The sequence below is a fragment of the Thalassospira sp. HJ genome, assembly GCF_000948415.1.
Classification (GTDB): domain Bacteria; phylum Pseudomonadota; class Alphaproteobacteria; order Rhodospirillales; family Thalassospiraceae; genus Thalassospira.
Genome location: NZ_JYII01000008.1, coordinates 52,492 through 70,529, shown reverse-complemented (window position 1 = coordinate 70,529; position 18,038 = coordinate 52,492). Strand labels below are relative to the sequence as shown.

The 18,038-nt window shown below is 55.0% G+C and carries 18 protein-coding genes; 8 read left to right on the top strand and 10 right to left on the bottom strand.

The genetic code is table 11. The annotated features are described in order from the left end of the window. Positions 1 to 14: 14 nt before the first annotated feature. Complete coding sequence (gene rpsD / locus UF64_RS05285; protein ID WP_008891604.1) at positions 15 to 632, bottom strand: 30S ribosomal protein S4; 618 nt, start codon at positions 630 to 632, stop codon at positions 15 to 17. A gap of 376 nt (positions 633 to 1,008) precedes the next feature. On the opposite strand from rpsD, the gene UF64_RS05280 reads away from it, so the two are divergent. Beyond that, on the top strand, positions 1,009 to 1,467 hold the full coding sequence (locus tag UF64_RS05280) for a hypothetical protein (protein WP_052657459.1): 459 nt from the start codon (positions 1,009 to 1,011) through the stop codon (positions 1,465 to 1,467). Positions 1,468 to 1,484: 17 nt separating this feature from the next. Beyond that, positions 1,485 to 2,069 carry a rhodanese-like domain-containing protein gene (locus tag UF64_RS05275; protein ID WP_235284971.1) on the top strand — a complete coding sequence of 195 codons (585 nt, stop codon included), beginning with the start codon at positions 1,485 to 1,487 and terminating at the stop codon, positions 2,067 to 2,069. A gap of 95 nt (positions 2,070 to 2,164) precedes the next feature. Here the strand turns inward: UF64_RS05275 and UF64_RS05270 are convergent, their stop codons facing one another. Together UF64_RS05270 and cimA are read right to left on the bottom strand one after the other, a co-directional pair. After that, entirely contained in the window at positions 2,165 to 2,941 is a 777-nt protein-coding gene (locus UF64_RS05270; RefSeq protein ID WP_044827584.1) for an RNA methyltransferase, read from the bottom strand. A 158-nt stretch (positions 2,942 to 3,099) separates the two neighbouring features. Beyond that, positions 3,100 to 4,713 carry a citramalate synthase gene (cimA, locus tag UF64_RS05265; protein WP_044827629.1) on the bottom strand — a complete coding sequence of 538 codons (1,614 nt, stop codon included), beginning with the start codon at positions 4,711 to 4,713 and terminating at the stop codon, positions 3,100 to 3,102. A gap of 337 nt (positions 4,714 to 5,050) precedes the next feature. Here cimA and UF64_RS05260 point away from each other — a divergent pair, with 337 nt between their 5' ends. From UF64_RS05260 to UF64_RS05250, 3 genes are all read left to right on the top strand, one after another. Then, complete coding sequence (locus UF64_RS05260) at positions 5,051 to 5,299, top strand: hypothetical protein (RefSeq protein WP_044827583.1); 249 nt, start codon at positions 5,051 to 5,053, stop codon at positions 5,297 to 5,299. Positions 5,300 to 5,451: 152 nt separating this feature from the next. Next, a complete protein-coding gene (locus UF64_RS05255; protein WP_044827582.1) occupies positions 5,452 to 6,147 on the top strand; it encodes a DsbA family oxidoreductase in 696 nt (231 codons plus the stop codon). A gap of 123 nt (positions 6,148 to 6,270) precedes the next feature. Beyond that, positions 6,271 to 6,927, top strand: a complete 657-nt coding sequence (locus UF64_RS05250) for a LysE family translocator (protein WP_044827581.1) — start codon at positions 6,271 to 6,273, stop codon at positions 6,925 to 6,927. Positions 6,928 to 6,941: 14 nt separating this feature from the next. Here UF64_RS05250 and UF64_RS05245 read toward each other — a convergent pair whose 3' ends face one another. The 6 genes from UF64_RS05245 to UF64_RS05220 all read right to left on the bottom strand — a co-directional run bounded on the left by UF64_RS05245 (position 6,942) and on the right by UF64_RS05220 (position 14,841). Further along, the gene (locus UF64_RS05245) at positions 6,942 to 8,288 is read right to left on the bottom strand and encodes an MFS transporter (RefSeq protein WP_044827580.1); all 1,347 of its coding nucleotides are present in this window, start codon (positions 8,286 to 8,288) and stop codon (positions 6,942 to 6,944) included. A 173-nt stretch (positions 8,289 to 8,461) separates the two neighbouring features. Then, complete coding sequence (locus UF64_RS05240) at positions 8,462 to 9,178, bottom strand: DUF6064 family protein (RefSeq protein ID WP_044827579.1); 717 nt, start codon at positions 9,176 to 9,178, stop codon at positions 8,462 to 8,464. Positions 9,179 to 9,203: 25 nt separating this feature from the next. Next, entirely contained in the window at positions 9,204 to 10,172 is a 969-nt protein-coding gene (locus tag UF64_RS05235; protein ID WP_082049546.1) for an aldo/keto reductase, read from the bottom strand. Between the two features lie 181 nt (positions 10,173 to 10,353). After that, positions 10,354 to 11,730 (bottom strand): cysteine--tRNA ligase, encoded by a 1,377-nt coding sequence (gene cysS, locus UF64_RS05230; RefSeq protein WP_044827578.1) that lies wholly within the window; start codon positions 11,728 to 11,730, stop codon positions 10,354 to 10,356. Positions 11,731 to 11,797: 67 nt separating this feature from the next. After that, a complete protein-coding gene (gltX, locus tag UF64_RS05225) occupies positions 11,798 to 13,150 on the bottom strand; it encodes a glutamate--tRNA ligase (RefSeq protein WP_044827627.1) in 1,353 nt (450 codons plus the stop codon). A gap of 14 nt (positions 13,151 to 13,164) precedes the next feature. After that, positions 13,165 to 14,841, bottom strand: a complete 1,677-nt coding sequence (locus tag UF64_RS05220) for an NAD+ synthase (protein ID WP_052657462.1) — start codon at positions 14,839 to 14,841, stop codon at positions 13,165 to 13,167. 259 nt (positions 14,842 to 15,100) lie between these two features. On the opposite strand from UF64_RS05220, the gene UF64_RS05215 reads away from it, so the two are divergent. The 3 genes from UF64_RS05215 to UF64_RS05205 are packed head-to-tail and all read left to right on the top strand — an operon-like array spanning position 15,101 to position 17,404. Next, on the top strand, positions 15,101 to 15,445 hold the full coding sequence (locus UF64_RS05215; protein ID WP_082049544.1) for a YbjQ family protein: 345 nt from the start codon (positions 15,101 to 15,103) through the stop codon (positions 15,443 to 15,445). A gap of 18 nt (positions 15,446 to 15,463) precedes the next feature. Continuing rightward, entirely contained in the window at positions 15,464 to 16,795 is a 1,332-nt protein-coding gene (locus tag UF64_RS05210; RefSeq protein WP_044827577.1) for a M48 family metallopeptidase, read from the top strand. A gap of 33 nt (positions 16,796 to 16,828) precedes the next feature. Then, positions 16,829 to 17,404, top strand: a complete 576-nt coding sequence (locus UF64_RS05205; protein ID WP_044827576.1) for a hypothetical protein — start codon at positions 16,829 to 16,831, stop codon at positions 17,402 to 17,404. 96 nt (positions 17,405 to 17,500) lie between these two features. Here the strand turns inward: UF64_RS05205 and UF64_RS05200 are convergent, their stop codons facing one another. Then, on the bottom strand, positions 17,501 to 17,986 hold the full coding sequence (locus UF64_RS05200; protein ID WP_044827575.1) for a hypothetical protein: 486 nt from the start codon (positions 17,984 to 17,986) through the stop codon (positions 17,501 to 17,503). Positions 17,987 to 18,038: the final 52 nt, after the last annotated feature.

The following is an 18,038-nucleotide window of genomic DNA, read 5'->3' as shown; positions in this document are numbered from 1 at the left end:
GAAATCCGTAAGGATTAACGCGAGTAGAATTCGATGACCAGGTTCGGCTGCATCTGAACCGGGTACGGAATTTCTGCGAATTTCGGTACGCGAACGAAGGTGCCTTTGAAGGCCTTCGCGTCAACGTCGAGATATTCCGGAACGTCACGTTCGTTCAGGTTGGCAGCTTCCATAACCATCGGGATTTCGCGCGAAGCAGATTTCACTTCGACAACGTCACCTTCTTTAACAAGGTAGGACGGGATGGTTACTTTCTTGCCGTTGACAAGAATGTGGCCGTGGTTAACGAACTGACGCGCAGCAAACACGGTCGGAACGAATTTCATGCGGTAGATAACCGCATCGAGGCGCTGTTCAAGAATACCAACCAGATGCTCGGAGGTATCGCCCGGACGACGGGAAGCTTCTTTGTAGTAGCGCAGGAACTGTTTTTCAGAGATCGAGCCGTAGTAGCCTTTGAGCTGCTGTTTAGCAAACAGCTGGGTACCATAGTCGGTTGGCTTCTTACGGCGGGTCGCACCGTGCATGCCCGGTGCATATTCGCGCTTGTTCAGCGGCGATTTTGCACGGCCCCAAAGGTTCACACCAAGGCGGCGGTCAATCTTATGCTTTGCAGCAATACGTTTCGACATTTTGTAACTCTCTTTTTTTAAAGATCACTTATTGTCCCGATAGTTTCCAACTGCCCAAACCTCAGCATGCGGAACGGGGACGAAACCACATGTTTCGACCCACTTTCTCGGAAGTGAGGCGCAATATAGAGATCACGGCCCGAGAGTCAAACGAAAATGGCCGTTTTCATGACCTGCCAACGCAAGCACTGCCTGCAGTTTTCGCAAGGCTTGCCATGCCAGCGCAAGTCCTTTCCCAACCAGCACAGATTATCTGGCGGCATTCCAAGGCCTTAGCCCTGTTTTCACGCCACATTGACGATTGTCATGTCATTCAGACACGCTCCAAAATTAAAATATTATCATTGATTAATTATCCCGAATTTGGAGCGCCTCCATGGATAAATCCACCATCACGCCAGTCCGCTTTGCCTTCATGTTCCTTCTGATGGCCATCCTTCTTGTTTTGAATGTCGCCATTGCCAAGGCCGATGACAAAATTGACAAGGCCCTGATCATCCTGACCAGCCCGTCCCTGCAGACCCAGGGCATGGCGATGGTTCTTGGCAACACCATGCAGGCGCAAGGTGTCCGGGTCGATGTTCTTCTGTGTGACAAGGCAGGCGACCTGGCACTCAGTGCCACCCAAAGCCCCGCCCTTGAGCCGAAAAAGGTCACCCCTGAGCAGCTTCTGGCCAAATTGATGAGCGGCGGTGCCTCGGTCAATGTTTGCGCGCTTTATCTGCCAAACAGTTCACAAGATCAAACTGCGCTTCGCGATGGCGTTGGTGTCGCAACCCCGCCGGCCATGGCCAAGATGATGGTTGATGAAGATACCCGCGTCTTTTCGTTCTAAGCCCCAAGGACCCAACGATGATGAATATGCTTAAAATGCGCCCCGTTATGGCCAGTCTGGCTTTGCTTGCGGCCATCGCCTTTTCCACCACTGTTCCGGCATCCGCCAAGGCAGATGAGCTTGGTATTTCCACCCAGAAGGCCTTCGAACTCTCGTCCAAGCAGAACAACGTGCTGTTTGTCGATGTCCGTGATCCGGTGGAAATCCTGTTTATCGGCTTCACCGATGCGGTGGATATCAACATCCCCTTTCTGATGGTGGATCGCACCAAGTGGGACGCAGAAAAGGGCCGTTTCCGGCTTTATCGCAATCCAAACTTTGCCACCGAGATTGAAGCAGCCCTTAAGGCACGCGGCATGGACAAGGACGCCACCATAATCACCATGTGCCGGTCCGGCAGCGAACGTGGCAAGCCAAGTGCCGCCTTCCTGCAGGAAAGCGGCTTTGCCAATGCCCGTTATGTCGTTCATGGTTTTCAAGGAAGTGCGATCAAGGAAGGCCCGCAAAAAGGCCTTCGCCTGCTCAATGGCTGGCAGAATGACGGCCTGCCCTGGCAAAGCAAACCGAACCCGGACAAGATCTATCGCATAGATCGGCCATAACACCGTCCAGCTTGGCACTTCCTGCAGACAAACAACAAGGGCTCCCTGGCCAAGATCGGGGAGCCCTTTATTTTCGATATTAAACCGCGCAAGCGTTACGGCTTGTGCTTGCCGCCACGCATGGCAACGATCATACCGCGCAGCGTCTGGACTTCCTGATGGGTCAGGTTCGCGCGGTTAAAGATATTGCGAATATTGCGCGCCATGCCCGGGCGTTTTTCGGCCACCCGGAAGAAACCGGACTCATCAAGTTCGTTTTCAAGATGCACAAACAGACGTTCCATATCATCCTTGGTCGCCGGGAAGGTGTCGGCCATCATCAATTGATAATCGGGCACATCAACGCCCGCCTGCCACCATTCATAGCCGATCAACAAAACCGCCTGCGCCAGATTGAGCGAGGTAAAACCGGGATTAAGAGGCACGGTGACCACCGCATCGCCCATGGCGATATGTTCGTTACGCACACCGGTGCGCTCCGGGCCAAACATCACGCCAACTTTCTCGCCACGCGCAACGACGCTTCGCATCTCCGGTGCCAAACCCTTAGGGGTAAAGACAGGCTTGATGGCATCGCGCGTGCGGGCCGTGGTGACATACACCCGGTTGAGATCAGCCAGCGCATCTTCTTCGCGCTCGAACACCTTGGTATTATCAATGACGATATCGGCACCCGATGCATTGGCGGTTGCCCGCTCATTCGGCCAGCCATCCCGCGGACGCACCAGACGCAAATCCACCAACCCGCAATTCAGCATCGCGCGCGCGGCCTTGCCGATATTATCGCCAAGCTGCGGTTCGATCAGAATGATCACGGGTGGATTGGCAATCCCGCCTGTTTCAGGCTTGGCACTGCCGATGGGCTCGCTCATCGCGGTATTCTCCGGTCGTCAAAGAAAGGGTGACGGGCATTCCCGTCCATATTGGCGCTTACTTAGCAAAAGCCAACCGTTCGCGCCAGCCTCCTTGTCCAAACGAAAACAGCCGGACCTTGATGTGGCCCGGCTGTATCTAAAACTTGATCCGTTGATCAGGCGTGCTGGCTGCGCACGCCCGACTTGAAAAGCTTATAGGTGATGGAATCACGAAGCGCATTATAGGACGCCTCGATGATGTTGGTTGAAACCCCCACCGTCGCCCAGTTATTGCCTTCGGCATCCCGGCTTTCGATCATGACGCGTGTCACCGCACGCGTGCCATCGCCACGGGTTATGATCCGGACCTTATAGTCGATCAGTTCGATCTGCTCGACCGCCTCGCGGTATTCCGGCACGGTCAGAAGAACCTTACGAAGTGCAGCATCAAGGGCGTTGACCGGGCCATTCCCCTCGGCAACCGACATGAACTGGTCATCGCCAACCACGACCTTGACAGTGGCCTCACTCATGGTGATGACCTGCTCGTCCTGTTCATCGACCCAGCGACGTTCGTCAATCACGCGGAACGAGGTCACACGGAAATAGCGATCCAGCTCGCCCATGGCTTTGCGCGCCAGCAATTCAAAGCTGGCCTCGGCCCCGTCATAGGCAAAGCCATCAAATTCACGTTGCTTGACAGTCTCGACCAGCTTGCCGACGGCTTCCGATTTCGGATCAACATCGACGCCGATTTCGCGGAAACGCGCCAGAATGTTGGATCGGCCCGCCTGATCCGAAACAAGGATATGACGCTGATTGCCAACCAGATGCGGTTCGACATGTTCGTAACAGGTCGGGTTCTTTTCGACAGCTGAAACATGCAAGCCGCCCTTATGGGCAAAGGCGCTGTCACCAACATAGGCGGCTTGGCGCAGCGGTTCACGGTTCAGGCGCTCATCGAGGATGTGCGAGATGCGGCGAAGACTGGTCAGCTGATCATGGGAAATGCCAACGTCATAACCCATTTTGAGCATCAGGGTCGGGATGATCGAAATCAGGTTGGCATTGCCACAGCGCTCGCCAAGGCCATTCAAGGTGCCCTGTACCTGACGCGCGCCGGCGCGGACCGCGGCCAATGAGTTCGCGACCGCGTTTTCCGTATCATTATGGCAATGAATACCAACATGCGTACCGGGGATCTGGCTGCAGACATCGGTGACGATGTCAAAAATCTCGTCGGGCAGCGTGCCGCCATTGGTGTCACACAAAACAACCCAGCGCGCACCGGCATCATATGCCGCCTTGATCGCCGAAAGCGCGTATTCCCGATTGGCCTTGTAGCCGTCAAAGAAATGCTCGGCATCGAACATGACTTCGGAAACCTTGGTTTTCAGGTGCGCAATAGAATCCGAAATCATCGCAAGGTTTTCATCAAGCTCGATCCCGAGCGCCTCGGTCACCTGAAAATCCCAGCTTTTGCCGACCATGCACACGATCGGCGCATTCTGCGCCAGACTGGTCAGCCCCGGATCGTTGGATGCAGAACGCCCGGCACGGCGCGTCATGCCAAAGGCCGTCAGTTTGGAATTCTTGAGCTTCGGCGGGTTGGCAAAAAATGCGTCATCGGTCGGGTTCGCCCCGGGCCAGCCGCCCTCAATATAGTCAATCGACAATTCGTCCAGCGCCTTGGCAATCGCGGTTTTATCCGCGGCCGAAAAATCCACGCCCTGGGTCTGCTGCCCGTCGCGCAGGGTACTGTCATAGAGATAGACGCGCTTGTCTGACATTTTCATTCCAACTGATCGATAGTCTTTCTTGGGGCGGCGCTGTTATGACCGCCTCTGTTCTTCCCGCGCGGGGGATATACCCATATCCGCTGCGGGTCTGGCAAATTGCCGCAAAACAGCCCTTAGCGCAACAGCATTGCTAAATTTGAAGCATTCAGGGCAATTTCCACTCTATTTCAAGAAATTACCCACCTTTAGGATAGCAAGCCTGTCCCCTTGAATGATTGTAACCCCCACCTCCCGATGATTAACTTTACTAAATCATAGGCTGCGTGATCGCCCTCTTGCCCAAAAACAAATACACACACTGATCGCGCGACGTCCGGGAACAATAACAATGGTAAATGACGCCACCACCAGCGTTGACATCATGATGCTTGCCGGTCTGACATGGGAACGTACCGGTCGGAATTGCTGGACAGCATCGGATCGCTTCGCCCGCTACACCATTTTCCGCGATATTGACGAACGCTGGTACGGCGATTGGGAACGCGACGGTGAATTGACCCGTGCGGAATGGTCTTGCCCGATCCTTGAAACTTTTGCCGAATACATGGTCGATAACGCCCGTCGGCAATCGAACTGACCGACACGCCCGGCTCACCCCGGAAAAATCAGAAAAAACTGATAAAAGGACCGTTTGGGACGCGAGAGGCCAGTCTTTTCCTTGTGTTTGACGTCATGTCGATTATGTGTTGGGGTAGCGTAACGTTACATAACCCAAGGCAATTCTATCCAATGACTAAAGCCATTCCCATGCAGATCGACATTGTTTCGGACGTTGTCTGTCCGTGGTGCATCATCGGTTACAAGAACCTCGAAGATGCCATCAGCCGTCTCGACGGTGAAATTGACGTCACCCTGCGCTGGCACCCGTTTGAACTGAACCGTGATATGCCGCCCGAAGGACAGGACCTCTCAGAGCATATCAACGAAAAATACGGCCTGACCGCCGACCAGAGTGCCGATAACCGCGCACGCATCACCATGATGGGTGAAAATGTCGGCTTCCCGATCCATTTCAGTTCGGATTCACGCATCTATAACACCTTCGATGCGCACCGCCTGCTTTACTGGGCTGGCAAGGAAGGCGAATACGGTCAGCAGACCGCGCTGAAACTCAACCTGTTTGCTGCCTATTTCCAGGGCGGGGACAACACCGCCGATCACGGTGTCCTGAAACGCGCGGCCGAGGAAGTCGGTCTTTCCCCGGAACGCGCGGCCGAAATCCTCGCCAGCGACGAATTCGCCAAGGAAGTCCGGGCCGAAGAAGATGAATTTGGTGATGCCGGCATCAGTTCGGTGCCGACCTATGTCGTGAATGGCAAATTCGCCATTTCCGGCGGCCACCCGCCAGAGGTCTTTGAACAGGCCCTTTCGGAAATCGCCCGTCAGGGGGATGAAATCCTGGCCGAAGCCCAGAACGACGCCTGATTATCGGCACTCACCAGACAATCGATCAAAGCCCGGTCCATTTGGATCGGGCTTTTTCGTTCCGCTCGACAGAATTCAACCACTGATCTAGGCTGACTTTGCCACCACCAAAGGAAACGCCCCATGATCAGTTTCACCGAAATCGGGCAGTATCTGCCCGGAATATTGCTGTCTTATGCTGCCTTGCTTGTCGGGCTCATTAGCCCCGGCCCCGCCCTTTTGGGTTTGATGGGCGTTTCCCTTGATCAGGGCCGCCGTGCCGGACAGCATTTTGCCCTTGGCATTGGAACCGGATCGTTCTCAATCGGTCTTCTGACCCTAACTGGCTTGTCGGCTGTGTTGGCGACCTACGCCGATGCCATGACCGCCATCCGGATTTTTGGCGGGCTTTATTTGCTGTGGATGTCTTACCGCGCGTTTCGCACTGCCTTTCGCAAGGCCCCGAACAGTGCAGATGTCCAGAACGCCGTTGATCCCCGGCAAATCTCGGGACGTGGCTATTACTTTCGCGGTCTTGGCCTGCACCTGACCAACCCGAAGGCCATCCTGACCTGGATCGCCATTATTTCCATCGGGTTTCAGGAAGGTGCTCCGCTTTGGGTCGGGGCTGCAATTGTCATTGGCTGCGGGCTGATTTCGACCAGCACGCATTTGCTTTATGCAACCGCGTTTTCCACCGCACCGGCCATTTCGATCTATCGCCGGGCGGCAAGCTGGATCAATGGCTTGCTTGGTGTGTTCTTTGCCGCTGTCGGGCTGCGTTTGCTGTTTAACCGCTGAGCCCGCCAACTGACCTAGGCTTTGGGTGTTTCATCCTTGGTGGTATCGCCCTCTGCCTCGGCTGCAGTTTCTTCAGCTGCAGCTTCCTCGGCGGCGGCTTCTTCCGCGGCTGCTTCGGCTTCTGCCTCAGCCTGTTCGGCGGCCCACACACCGGCGGTTTCAACTGCCATCGGTGATGCCGTCGGCAGGACGCTGACATAGCTTTCGGTTTCTTCAACCGGCAGGGCTTCACGGCGTGTCATCCGATAAAGCGCATAAACCGCAATCACGGCAAATGTCATCGCCAGCACCAGCCAGAACGATTGCGCACCAAGATGCTCCATCGACCAACCAGCGATAAGCGGGCCCAAAATTGCGCCCACCCCGAAGGTCAGCACCAAACCGCCTGAGGCAGCCGGCATATCTTCAAGCGGCAGGAAATCGTTGGTATAGGCCAGAAACAGCGCATAAAGCGGGGTGGTCATGCCGCCCGCGACAAAGGCCGCCGACATCATAAACATCAGGTTGTTGCCCGATATCCAGCCCAGCGTACAGGCCGCCATCGCCACCATCGAGGCACCAAAAATCAATTTGCGGCGATCCATGCGATCTGAAAGCCAGCCAATCGGGAACTGAAACACCAAGGCGCCAGCAAACAGCATCGCAACAAAGGTCGCGATCTGTACCGTCGTCATTTCGATCTGGGTGCCATAAACCGCCGCCATACCGGTCTGGGTGGCATAGACACAGCCCAGCAGGAAGATCCCCACAGTACTCAGCGGCGATCCCGAAAACAGCTCCTTAAGCCCCATAGGACGGGCGGCTTCGGTCACCGGCACGGAAGATGCCGACAGCAGGATCGGTGCAAAGGAGATTGAAACCAGGATGGAAGCGACAATAAACAGTGCCGAGGTCCCCGCATCCCCCAGGGTCAAAAGACCCTGCGCACCAATAATGCCAAGCGTCTGGGCAATCATATAGGCCGACAGGACCTTGCCACGGGTTTCGTTGGTCGAAGAATCATTCAGCCAGCTTTCTGCCGTGACATAAATGCCCGACATGCAAAAGCCCAGGATCACGCGCAAAGCCGTCCAGGCCCAAGGCTCGGCAATCAGCGGAAAGGCAATTAACCCGGCGGAGGTAAAGCTGCCAAGGGCGGCAAAAACCCGGACATGGCCAACACGCTTGATCATGCGTGGCGTCAGACGCGCCCCGGACAGGAAGCCCGCAAAATACCCCGATGTCACAATCGCAAGCTCGGCCGAGGAAAAACCTTCGATGCCGCCGCGCAGACCAATCAGCGTGAAATGCATGCCATTGCCCAGCATGATCAGGACAACACCAATAAGAAGTGCCCAGACACTGGTTAAAACCTGGATCATGGCTCGCCCTTTCACGCTTGGGGATTACCGAAAAGTCATTCTTGTCTGTGCTCACTGCGTCTTGGCCTGATGCAGGATTGGTTCAGACAAACGACTTGTTTCAGCAAAAAGTACGAAACCACCGATTGACGGTGGTTTCCAGACTTTTTTGTCCATGAAGGGAATTTTTTGGCCTAGGCCGCCGGGTCTCTGATTTCCGCCTCTGTCAGGCGCTTGGTGGTCACCCCGTTTTTAAGATCAAGCCAGCCGCAGAAAACCGTGATCCAGACAGCCGCCAGCATCACTATCGCAACCTGCTGATCCATCACCCAAAGTGTTCCGGCTGAAATCACGCACCAGATCAAAGGCACTGGCAAAAGAACCCAGCGCCACGTCCCGCGCGACAGCAACACAAACCCCAGGGAGCCAAGTGCGGTCGGATCGGCCGCGCTGCCAAACAGTTCCGCCTGCAGCAAATCGCGCCCTTCGATCAATCCGATAAACGGATAAGCAATCAGGGCAAAGGCCACCAGTGTCAGCCCGACATAACTGGAAAGATCGCCGCGCCAACCAAAGCGCAGCGGCAATGGCCGTGCCGCAAAGATGGCAAACAAAACAACCTGAAGGCCAAAGCCCGGCAACAGATAGGGAATAGCCCAGTTGATCGGCTGATAATATTGCCAAAGGAAACCATACCCACACCACGCCCAAACCAGCGCCAACAGCACCAGAATAACCCGGTTGCCGCGAAACCCGTGCCGCAGTGCCAGGCCCGATGCGATCAGGCCGGCAACAACCGCACTGGCAACCACCAGCCACCAGGTGCTGTTCATGGTTTCAAACAGCCGGTAATAGACACGCGGCGAAAACAGCAACAAGTCCGCCAGTCCGTAATCCCACCATTCACTCATGCTGGTTGCCCCGCATTTGCATTGCTCACACCAGAACGCCGATCACGGCTGCGATCTGTTCGCGCATTTTATCATCGGGCAACGGCCCGGTTGCTGCTGCCATGTTTTCCGCCGCATGGGCCGGTTTGGTCGTGGCCGGGATCGGGCAGGTCACTGCCGGATGGGCGATCAGATATTTCAAAATCAGCTGCGCCCAGCTTTTGACTTCAAGCTCGCGGGCAAATTCCGGCAAGGGTTGCCCTTCAAGGCGCTCCGTCAGGCTCCCCCCGCGAAACGGCCGATTAACAATGACCGCAATCCCGCGATCATAGGCCATCGGCAGTAGATATTCCTCAACCTTGCGATCAACCGGGTTATAGGTCACCTGCACGAAATCAAGCCGTTCATTCTTCATCACAGCCATTAGGTCATCGGTCCGTCGCCCATGTGACGTCGTCACACCGACATAGCGCAACTGCCCGGCATCCTTCATGCGAAACAGAAGGGGTAAATTGTCATTGATGCCCAGCAGATTATGAACCTGCAAAAGATCAAACTGCTCGACCTTCCAGCGATCTGAGGTTTCGGCGATCTGATCCGCCCCGTCGCCCGATGTCCAGACCTTGTCGGTCGAGAACACCTTGTCGTGCGCGCCCAGCGCATCAAGGCCATAGCCAATCACATCCTGCGCGGAACCATACATAGGTGAACTGTCAATCATGCGCCCGCCCGCCTTGAAAAAGGCCGACATCACATCCGCACACTGATCGCGCAATTCCATGTCATTACCGACATTGAACGTGATCCAGCTGCCCAACCCGACAGCGGGAATGGCCTCGCCAGTTGACGGGATCTGCTTTTGCAGTACTTCGGGTAAGGCCGCGTCTTTGGCACCCTGCGCGCGGGCAGGCATACCCGATGCCATCAGGCCGGTTGCGCCCACAGCACCAATTGCGCCCAGTGCGCCAAACGACGCTGACGCTTTCAAAAACCTGCGGCGGTCAAGTTCAGACATGGCTTACAGCACCTTTTCGTTGCTTCGGACCAATCTGCACACATGATCCATCAAGATTTGGGCAAAAATCTGCCCGTCTGCAACTTTTGGTACTGATACGTAAATTGCCCCGCCCCGGAACAAAAAAAGGGACTGCAAGCATCTGGCCTGCAGTCCCTTTCCGGAAAGATTTCAACGTGTCTTAGACACGCTTCCAGCTGGTACCTTCCTTGAAGTCTTCAAGGATGATACCGCGTGCCAGAAGGTCATCACGGATCTTATCGGCTGTTGCGAAATCCTTGTTCTTCTTGGCGTCCGCACGCTGGGCGATCAGGCCTTCGATTTCGGCGGCCTCGTCTTCATCTGCCGACCCGGTAAACCAGGCTTCCGGATCGCATTCCAGAATGCCAAGAAGCTTGGCCGCAGCGAGGATTTCACCCTTGGCTTCCGCGCGTTCGAATTTCTTTTCCGCCTTGTTGAATTTGGTCACAAGGTTGTGGAATTCCGAAATCGCAAGCGGCGTATTAAGGTCGTCACACAGCGCATCGAGCACCGCACGCGGCACCGGCATGGCTTCGGGCGTGACATCTGCACTCTGACGAAGCGCCGTGTAGAAACGATCAAGTGCCTCTTTGGCCTGACGCAGGTTTTCTTCCGTCCAGTTGATCGGCTGATGATAATGGGTTCCCATCATCGCCAGACGGATCGCTTCACCCGGCCATTTTTCCAAAAGCTCATGCACGGTGACGAAATTGCCAAGCGACTTGGACATCTTTTCGCCTTCGACCATCAGATGGCCGTTATGCATCCAGTATTTGGCGTAGCTTGAACCCTTATTGGCGCAGCAGCTTTGCGCCAGTTCATTTTCATGGTGCGGGAACACCAGATCCGAACCACCGCCATGGATGTCAAAGTTTTCACCGAGATAACGCGTCGACATGGCAGAGCATTCAATATGCCAGCCCGGGCGGCCCCGGCCCCACGGGCTATCCCATCCCGGAATGTCATCGCTTGACGGTTTCCACAGAACGAAATCGGCCGGGTCCTTTTTATAGGGCGCGACTTCAACACGTGCACCCGCAATCATTTCCTTGCGGTCACGGCGCGACAGTTTGCCATACTCATCGAACTTCTCGACCGAAAACAGCACGTGTCCTTCGGCGGCATAGGCAAAGCCCTGTTCGATCAGGCTTTCGCACATGGCGATCATCTCGGCGATATGTTCGGTCGCGCGCGGCTCGATATCGGGCTTGGCGGCATTAAGCGCGCCCATATCATCGAGATAGGCCTGATGCGTGCGCTTGGTGATTTCCGAGATCGGCTCACCACTTTCCTTGGCGCGCGCGTTGATCTTGTCATCAACATCCGTGACGTTCCGAACGTAGGTCACTTTCGGATAGATATGGCGCAACACGCGTACCAGCGTATCAAACACCACCACGGGCCGCGCATTGCCGACATGGGCATAGTCATAGACCGTCGGGCCGCAGACATAGAGGCGCACGTGATCGGGATCGATCGGCTCAAACACCTGCTTTTCGCGGGTCAGCGTGTCAAAAATACGAATGGTCTTGGTCATTTCAAACGTCCGTTTGGCTGTGGTATCGGGTCAAATGCGTACATTTTCCGGCGATCAAAGCAGATGCTTAGACCGCCTTCCCACACAACCGTTCGCGCGCCTTTTCAGCCCCGATCAGAACCAGCATCGTCGACATTTCCGGACCGTGTTCGCGCGCTGTCAGCGCCTTGCGAAGCGGCATGAAAAGCTGCTTGCCCTTGCGCCCGGTTTCATCCTTGAGCGCTGTGGTCCAGGTTTTCCAGCTCGTACCATCAAGCTCGCCTTCAGGCAGCATGCTTGCCGCCTGTTTGAGGAACTCGGCATCTTCTGCATCGATTTCCGGAATGACATTTTTGTGGATTACATCCCACCATTCCAGTGCCTCGGCCACGCGCCAGCAATTGCCACGCACCGCATTCCAGAACATCTCGTCGGCATCCGCCATGCCTGCAGCTTCAAGCTTCGGCTTGGCCGCCTCAAACGACATGTCGTGAATGACTTTTTCATTGAGGCTTGCCAGTTCCGCCGGATCAAATTTAGGCGTGGAGCGGCCATAATGATCAAGATCGAACTTCTCAAGCACCTGCGAAAGGTTCGCTGGCTCGATCTTGTCCGATGCGCCAAGGCCGGTCAAAAGACCGACAAGTGCCTCGACCTCAAACCCGTCATTGCGCAGCTCGCGGAGCGAAAGACTGCCCAGACGTTTTGAAAGCTGCGAACCACCCGGCCCAGCCAAAAGTGGCATGTGGGCAAATTCAAGCGCGCCCGGTTTCCCGCCAAGCGCGAGATAGAGCAGGATCTGCGACACGGTATTGGTCACGTGATCTTCACCGCGGATGATGTGGGTAACACCCATCTCAAGATCATCAACGACTGATCCCAGCATATAAAGCAGCGATCCGTCTTCACGGATCAGAACCGGATCAGACACGTGTTCGGTATCGAACGAGCATACACCACGCGTCAGGTCATCCCACTCAACCAACCCGTCGGTCAGAAGGAAACGCCAATGCGGCTTGCGGCCTTCGGCTTCAAGGGCGGCTATTTCTTCATCGCTAAGGGTCAATGCCTTGCGGTCATAGATGAACGGCTGATGGCGCTGGCGGGCGGCCTTGCGCTTCCAGTTCAGCTCACCTTCGGTCTCGTAGCACGGATACAGCATTTCGCGCTTTTTCAGGTCCGCAATTGCTGCGTCATATTTGTCCAGACGCAGGCTTTGACGTTCTTCCTGATCCCAGTCGATGCCAAGCCATGTCAGGTCTTCACGGATCGCATCGACATATTCGTCTTTGGAACGCGCCGGATCGGTATCGTCAAAGCGCAGGATGAATTTCCCGCCTGATTTCCGGGCATAAAGCCAGTTCATCAGTGCTACACGGGCGTTACCGACGTGAAGAAGCCCGGTCGGACTGGGGGCAAATCGCAGAACAGGTTTTGTCATTTCAAACTTTTCAATCACGTAACAAGGTTCGTGAAGCCATTGGTAATCGGATAGCGACGGTCACGGCCAAAGGCACGCGGGGTGATCTTGACCCCCGGGGGTGCCTGACGGCGTTTATATTCCGCCCGATCAAGCAACCGCCAGACCCGGCGTACTGTTGCCTCGTCATGACCACTATCAACGATATCGCGTACAGACCGCTCACCTTCAATCATCTGATGAAGAATATCATCGAGAACATCATAAGGCGGCAGACTATCTTCGTCTTTCTGATCCGGGCGAAGTTCGGCAGAGGGCGGCTTGGTAATGATCCGTTCGGGGATCACCATGCCATCCGGGCCCATCGCGCCCATCGGTTTGTGTTCATTGCGCCAGTGGCACAAATTGAACACGGTCGTTTTATAAAGGTCTTTCAAAACCGAATAGCCACCGCACATGTCACCATAAAGCGTGGCATAGCCGACTGACATTTCTGACTTGTTGCCCGTGGTCAGCACCATGTGGCCAAACTTGTTTGAAAGCCCCATCAGGATGATCCCGCGCGAACGGGCCTGAATGTTTTCTTCGGTGATATCGGCATCACGGCCCTCAAAAGCCGGGGCCAGCATCTGCTCGAACGCGGCCATGGCCGGACCGATATTGATACTTTCAATCCCGGTCTTGAGCATACCTGCGCACAGCTCCGCATCCTCAAGGCTCTCGGCCGAGGTATAAGGCGATGGCATCATCACCAGACGCACGCGCGCCTCACCCAGCGCATCAACCGCAACAGCAGCCGAAAGCGCGCTATCGATCCCCCCCGACATGCCGATCACGACACCGGGGAACCCGTTCTTGTTGACATAATCCCGCAGGCCCAGAACCAGCGCCTGATAAATCGCATCAAGCCCGTTGGGATATTCCGCCTTTGGCGCACCATCGCCACAACGCCATTTACCGTTATCAGCCTTCTGCCATGTGGTTACCACCACGTCCTCGGCAAAGGCCGGAAGGGCAACGGCAAGCGATCCATCGCCATTCAGGCCAAATGATCCGCCGTCAAAGACCAGCTCATCCTGACCGCCGACTTCGTTGCAATAGATCATCGGCACATGGCTTTCGCGCACACGATCTTCGATCAGCTTGCGGCGCAGCCCACTTTTATCGGCTTCAAACGGTGAGCCATTCGGCACAAGGAAAATCTCCGCCCCGGCATCCGCCAGATGGGCAACCACATGCGGCGTCCAGACATCCTCGCAGATCGGAACCCCAAGCGTGACACCCTTGAACGAAATCGGGGTTGGCATCGGGCCGGCGGCAAAGACGCGCTTTTCATCAAACACGCCATAGTTAGGCAGATCATTTTTGGCGCGCACATCAACAATCTTGCCCTGATCAATCAGCAGGACCGCATTATGACGCGTGCCTTCAACTTCCCATGGTGTGGTCAACAGCAAGGCCGGACCACTATCACGCTTCGCCGTATGCTCGCAGATAAACTGAACGGCATCATGCAGATGCCGCATGAAGGCCGGCTTCATCACCAGATCTTCGGGCGGATAGCCCGACAGAACCAGTTCGGAATACAGCACAATCTCCGCGCCCTTCTCGGCCGCAGTTTCCCAGGCAGCCACAACCTTGTCCCGGTTTCCGGTGACATCACCGACAATCGGGTTCAGTTGGGCAATCGCAATGGCAAGCGTGTTTGTCATGATGTTGGAATAGGATTGCCCCCACGCGCTGTCAATTGCGGAATGCGCAATATCCCATGTTTCGACCAAGATCACCATTCTTGCATGGCAGAATTGCGTGCCTTTGAAACGTGCCAACACACTGGTTTTCAGGTCGATTTTCGTTTTATCCGCGACACATCGTGTTGATAATGACTTGCAAAACCAAACCTGTCCCGGTCTATTTCACGCGACCGTGAAAACACGGCAATAAAGACAACATAAAATACGAGCAAACAAGATGACCGATAGCCCCAAGACTGCCGCCCAAATGGCGGTGGTAACCATTTCCCATATTCCGGGTCGTGAAATTAGCGAAAACATCGGCATTGTCTTTGGCAGTTCCGTGCGCAGCCGCAATTTCCTTTTTGACATCTTTGCGATGCTAAAAAACCTGTTTGGTAGCGAAGTGCGTTCCTATACCCGGCTTTTGGAAGACGCCCAGCAGGAAGCCACCACTCGCCTGATGGCACAGGCCGAAAAGCTCGACGCCGACGCAGTGGTTGATGTGCATTTCGCAACCTCGCAGGTGGCCTATAAGGCAGCGGAAATTTTTGCATATGGTACAGCTGTAAGACTGAAATAACGGGGCAAGGACAAAACCATGGAAGATCTGTTTCTTCCGGGAATTGCCCTGACCATCCTGATCGGAATCGCTTATATCACCGGCCGTCTGGCCGATGGGGCACATGAACGCACGCTAAAGCTCGACGAGGCGTTGTTGCCCCACCAGTATCTTGATTCCGGGGATGCAGTTCCCGACAATATCACGTTACGCGACAGCAAACTTGTGACCGGCAAGGTCGTCATTGCTGAGGACCGTTTTCGCAACCTTTTGGCGCGTCTGCGGATTTTTGTCGGTGGCCGACTGGCCGCACACGAAGCCACAGTCACAAGGGCAAAACGCGAAGCCATCTTGCGCCTTCGCACCAATGCCAAGGGTGCAAGTCACATTATTGGCCTGCGCTTTGACTCTGCCGAGCTTGGCCGTGGCATGATCGAGGTGATCGTTTCCGGCACGGCACTTTACACCGATCATCGCCCGACCGGTGGCAGGCCATGTGCCCTGCCCGATGACGGAGTGAATATTTCCCATCGCAATCTTCTGGCCGAACTTGCGTCTGGCAGTGTTGCGTTCCTTCTGATTTGCTGGGGGATTTACACCGCAAGCGGCCTTGCCGTCGAATGGGCAGCAGACAGCATTTCAGTTCAGGACGAAGTCGCCATCTGGTCAGAACTTGAACCTGAACTTATTGGGGATCATCGTGTCAGTTCCCAACGAAGTGTGTTTGAGAACTATCTGGTCGATCTGATCAATTCCATCCCGAAGGACGCCATAGGTCCGGCAAGGGACTATGACTTTGACGTTCTGATCATCCCCGATGAAAGTCCGAATGCCGCCGCCTTGCCGGGTGGCTTGATCCTGGTGAATGTAGGGATGCTTGAACTGGTTGAAAGTGAGAACGAGCTGCTCGCAATCCTTGGCCACGAGATCGGCCACTATAACGGCCGCGATCACCTTGAAGGATTGGGTCGCGAAGTTGTTGGGGTTGCATTGTCAGCCATGCTGTTTCAAACCGACGCAGTTCTAACCACATGGGCGGCAAGCTGGCCGAAACTTCTTGCTGATCGGGACTATTCCCGAAGTCAGGAACTCGATGCCGATGACTGGAGCATCAAGATCCTGATGGCCAAATACGGTCATGTCGCAGGACTGTCGCGTACCTTTGAAAAGCTGGCAACCATGCAGGGCGATCACAGTCTGATGGATTATCTTTCAACCCATCCTCATCCGATGGACCGTGTCAAACGGCTCAACGATATGGCTCGCGAACAAGAACTTCCTGTCGGCGAGACCATTAGTCTTCAAACTGCATTTGACGACTTTCTCAAGAAATTCGACGAAATCCCGGCCCAAAGCCTGGAATTTCAATAGAACTCCGCTTCTACCAAAACAGGACAGTACCCCATGCGCGGACTTTTCGCCCCGTTCCGCTTTCTTAGCGTAAGCGGCCAACCCAACACCGAGTTCTGGCTGACCCAGTGCATCATTCTCGCATCAACCGTTCTCGGTGTTTATCTGGCAAGCTTTGCCGGTTTTGAAATTGCTGTAGATTTCGATCGCTACCAAAGCACTTCTGATGTCTATAACCTCGAAAGATCGTTGGAAGCAGAGTTCGTCGACAATATCGAAAAGGTCGAAACCTGGATTGCCGACTATCCCGAAGGCCCGATGACCTGGCATGCGGCAAACCTCGCCCCGCGCGAGCGCCACAAGCTTGATGATATGGTTTGGGAAACCATGCGTTATTCCCAACGCACCTTTGAAGTCGATCCTGCTATCATCACGGGCGTACGTCGGTTCTATTCCGATATCGAAGCGCAGATGACGATCATGTTCATGCAGCAAAATGCCAACGGCATGGCGCGCAATGCTCTTAAGAATATGCAGGAAATCGTCACCACCGCGCGCACCGATATTGTGCCGCTGCTACAGGCCGAGATTAAGCGCCTTGATGGCGAACTCGTCAAAATGACGAACTGATCAGAGTCAGTTTGGCAAACAGATCAAAAAAAAGCCGGGGCTGTTTTCAGTCCCGGTTTTGTTTTTGTCTGCGCGCAGACATGAATTCAGTATGGATCAAAGTGCCAAGGCAGCGTCGATCTCGTCCTGGCTCATGGTTTTGGCCGAACCGTGGATAATCCCACTGGCCACATCCATGAATTTCTGAAGCGAAGTCGTTACCGCACTTGCCGTAACGCGCAGAAGATCCTCATCACCGGTCTCGATAATGGATTCAAGCTGCGAAACCGCGTGGCGCACAATGGTATTAAGATGCTCGATGGTTTCTTCGAACGGGCGGCGGAATTTCGGCGGCACATGCTCATAGGCCTCGATCGCCAGTTCCTTGTCGGAAAAGGCACTATCGCGGAAATGCTCCTGATAGCTTTTGGGCGCCCATTCCTTGCAGTCCTCGATCATGTCGGGCATGTCGGGCACCATTTCGAGCAACATGACGATCTCGTTGAAATGGTTCAGATAATCGGTCGCCAAAAGCGTGGTCGAGGAAATATTGGTTCCCTCTACCTTCTTTTGCCATGCGCTGAATTCAGCGTCGTCCACCATACCCGTTGCGACCCCTCGCCCTTATTCGATTTGTCAGGAACATCCCGCAATT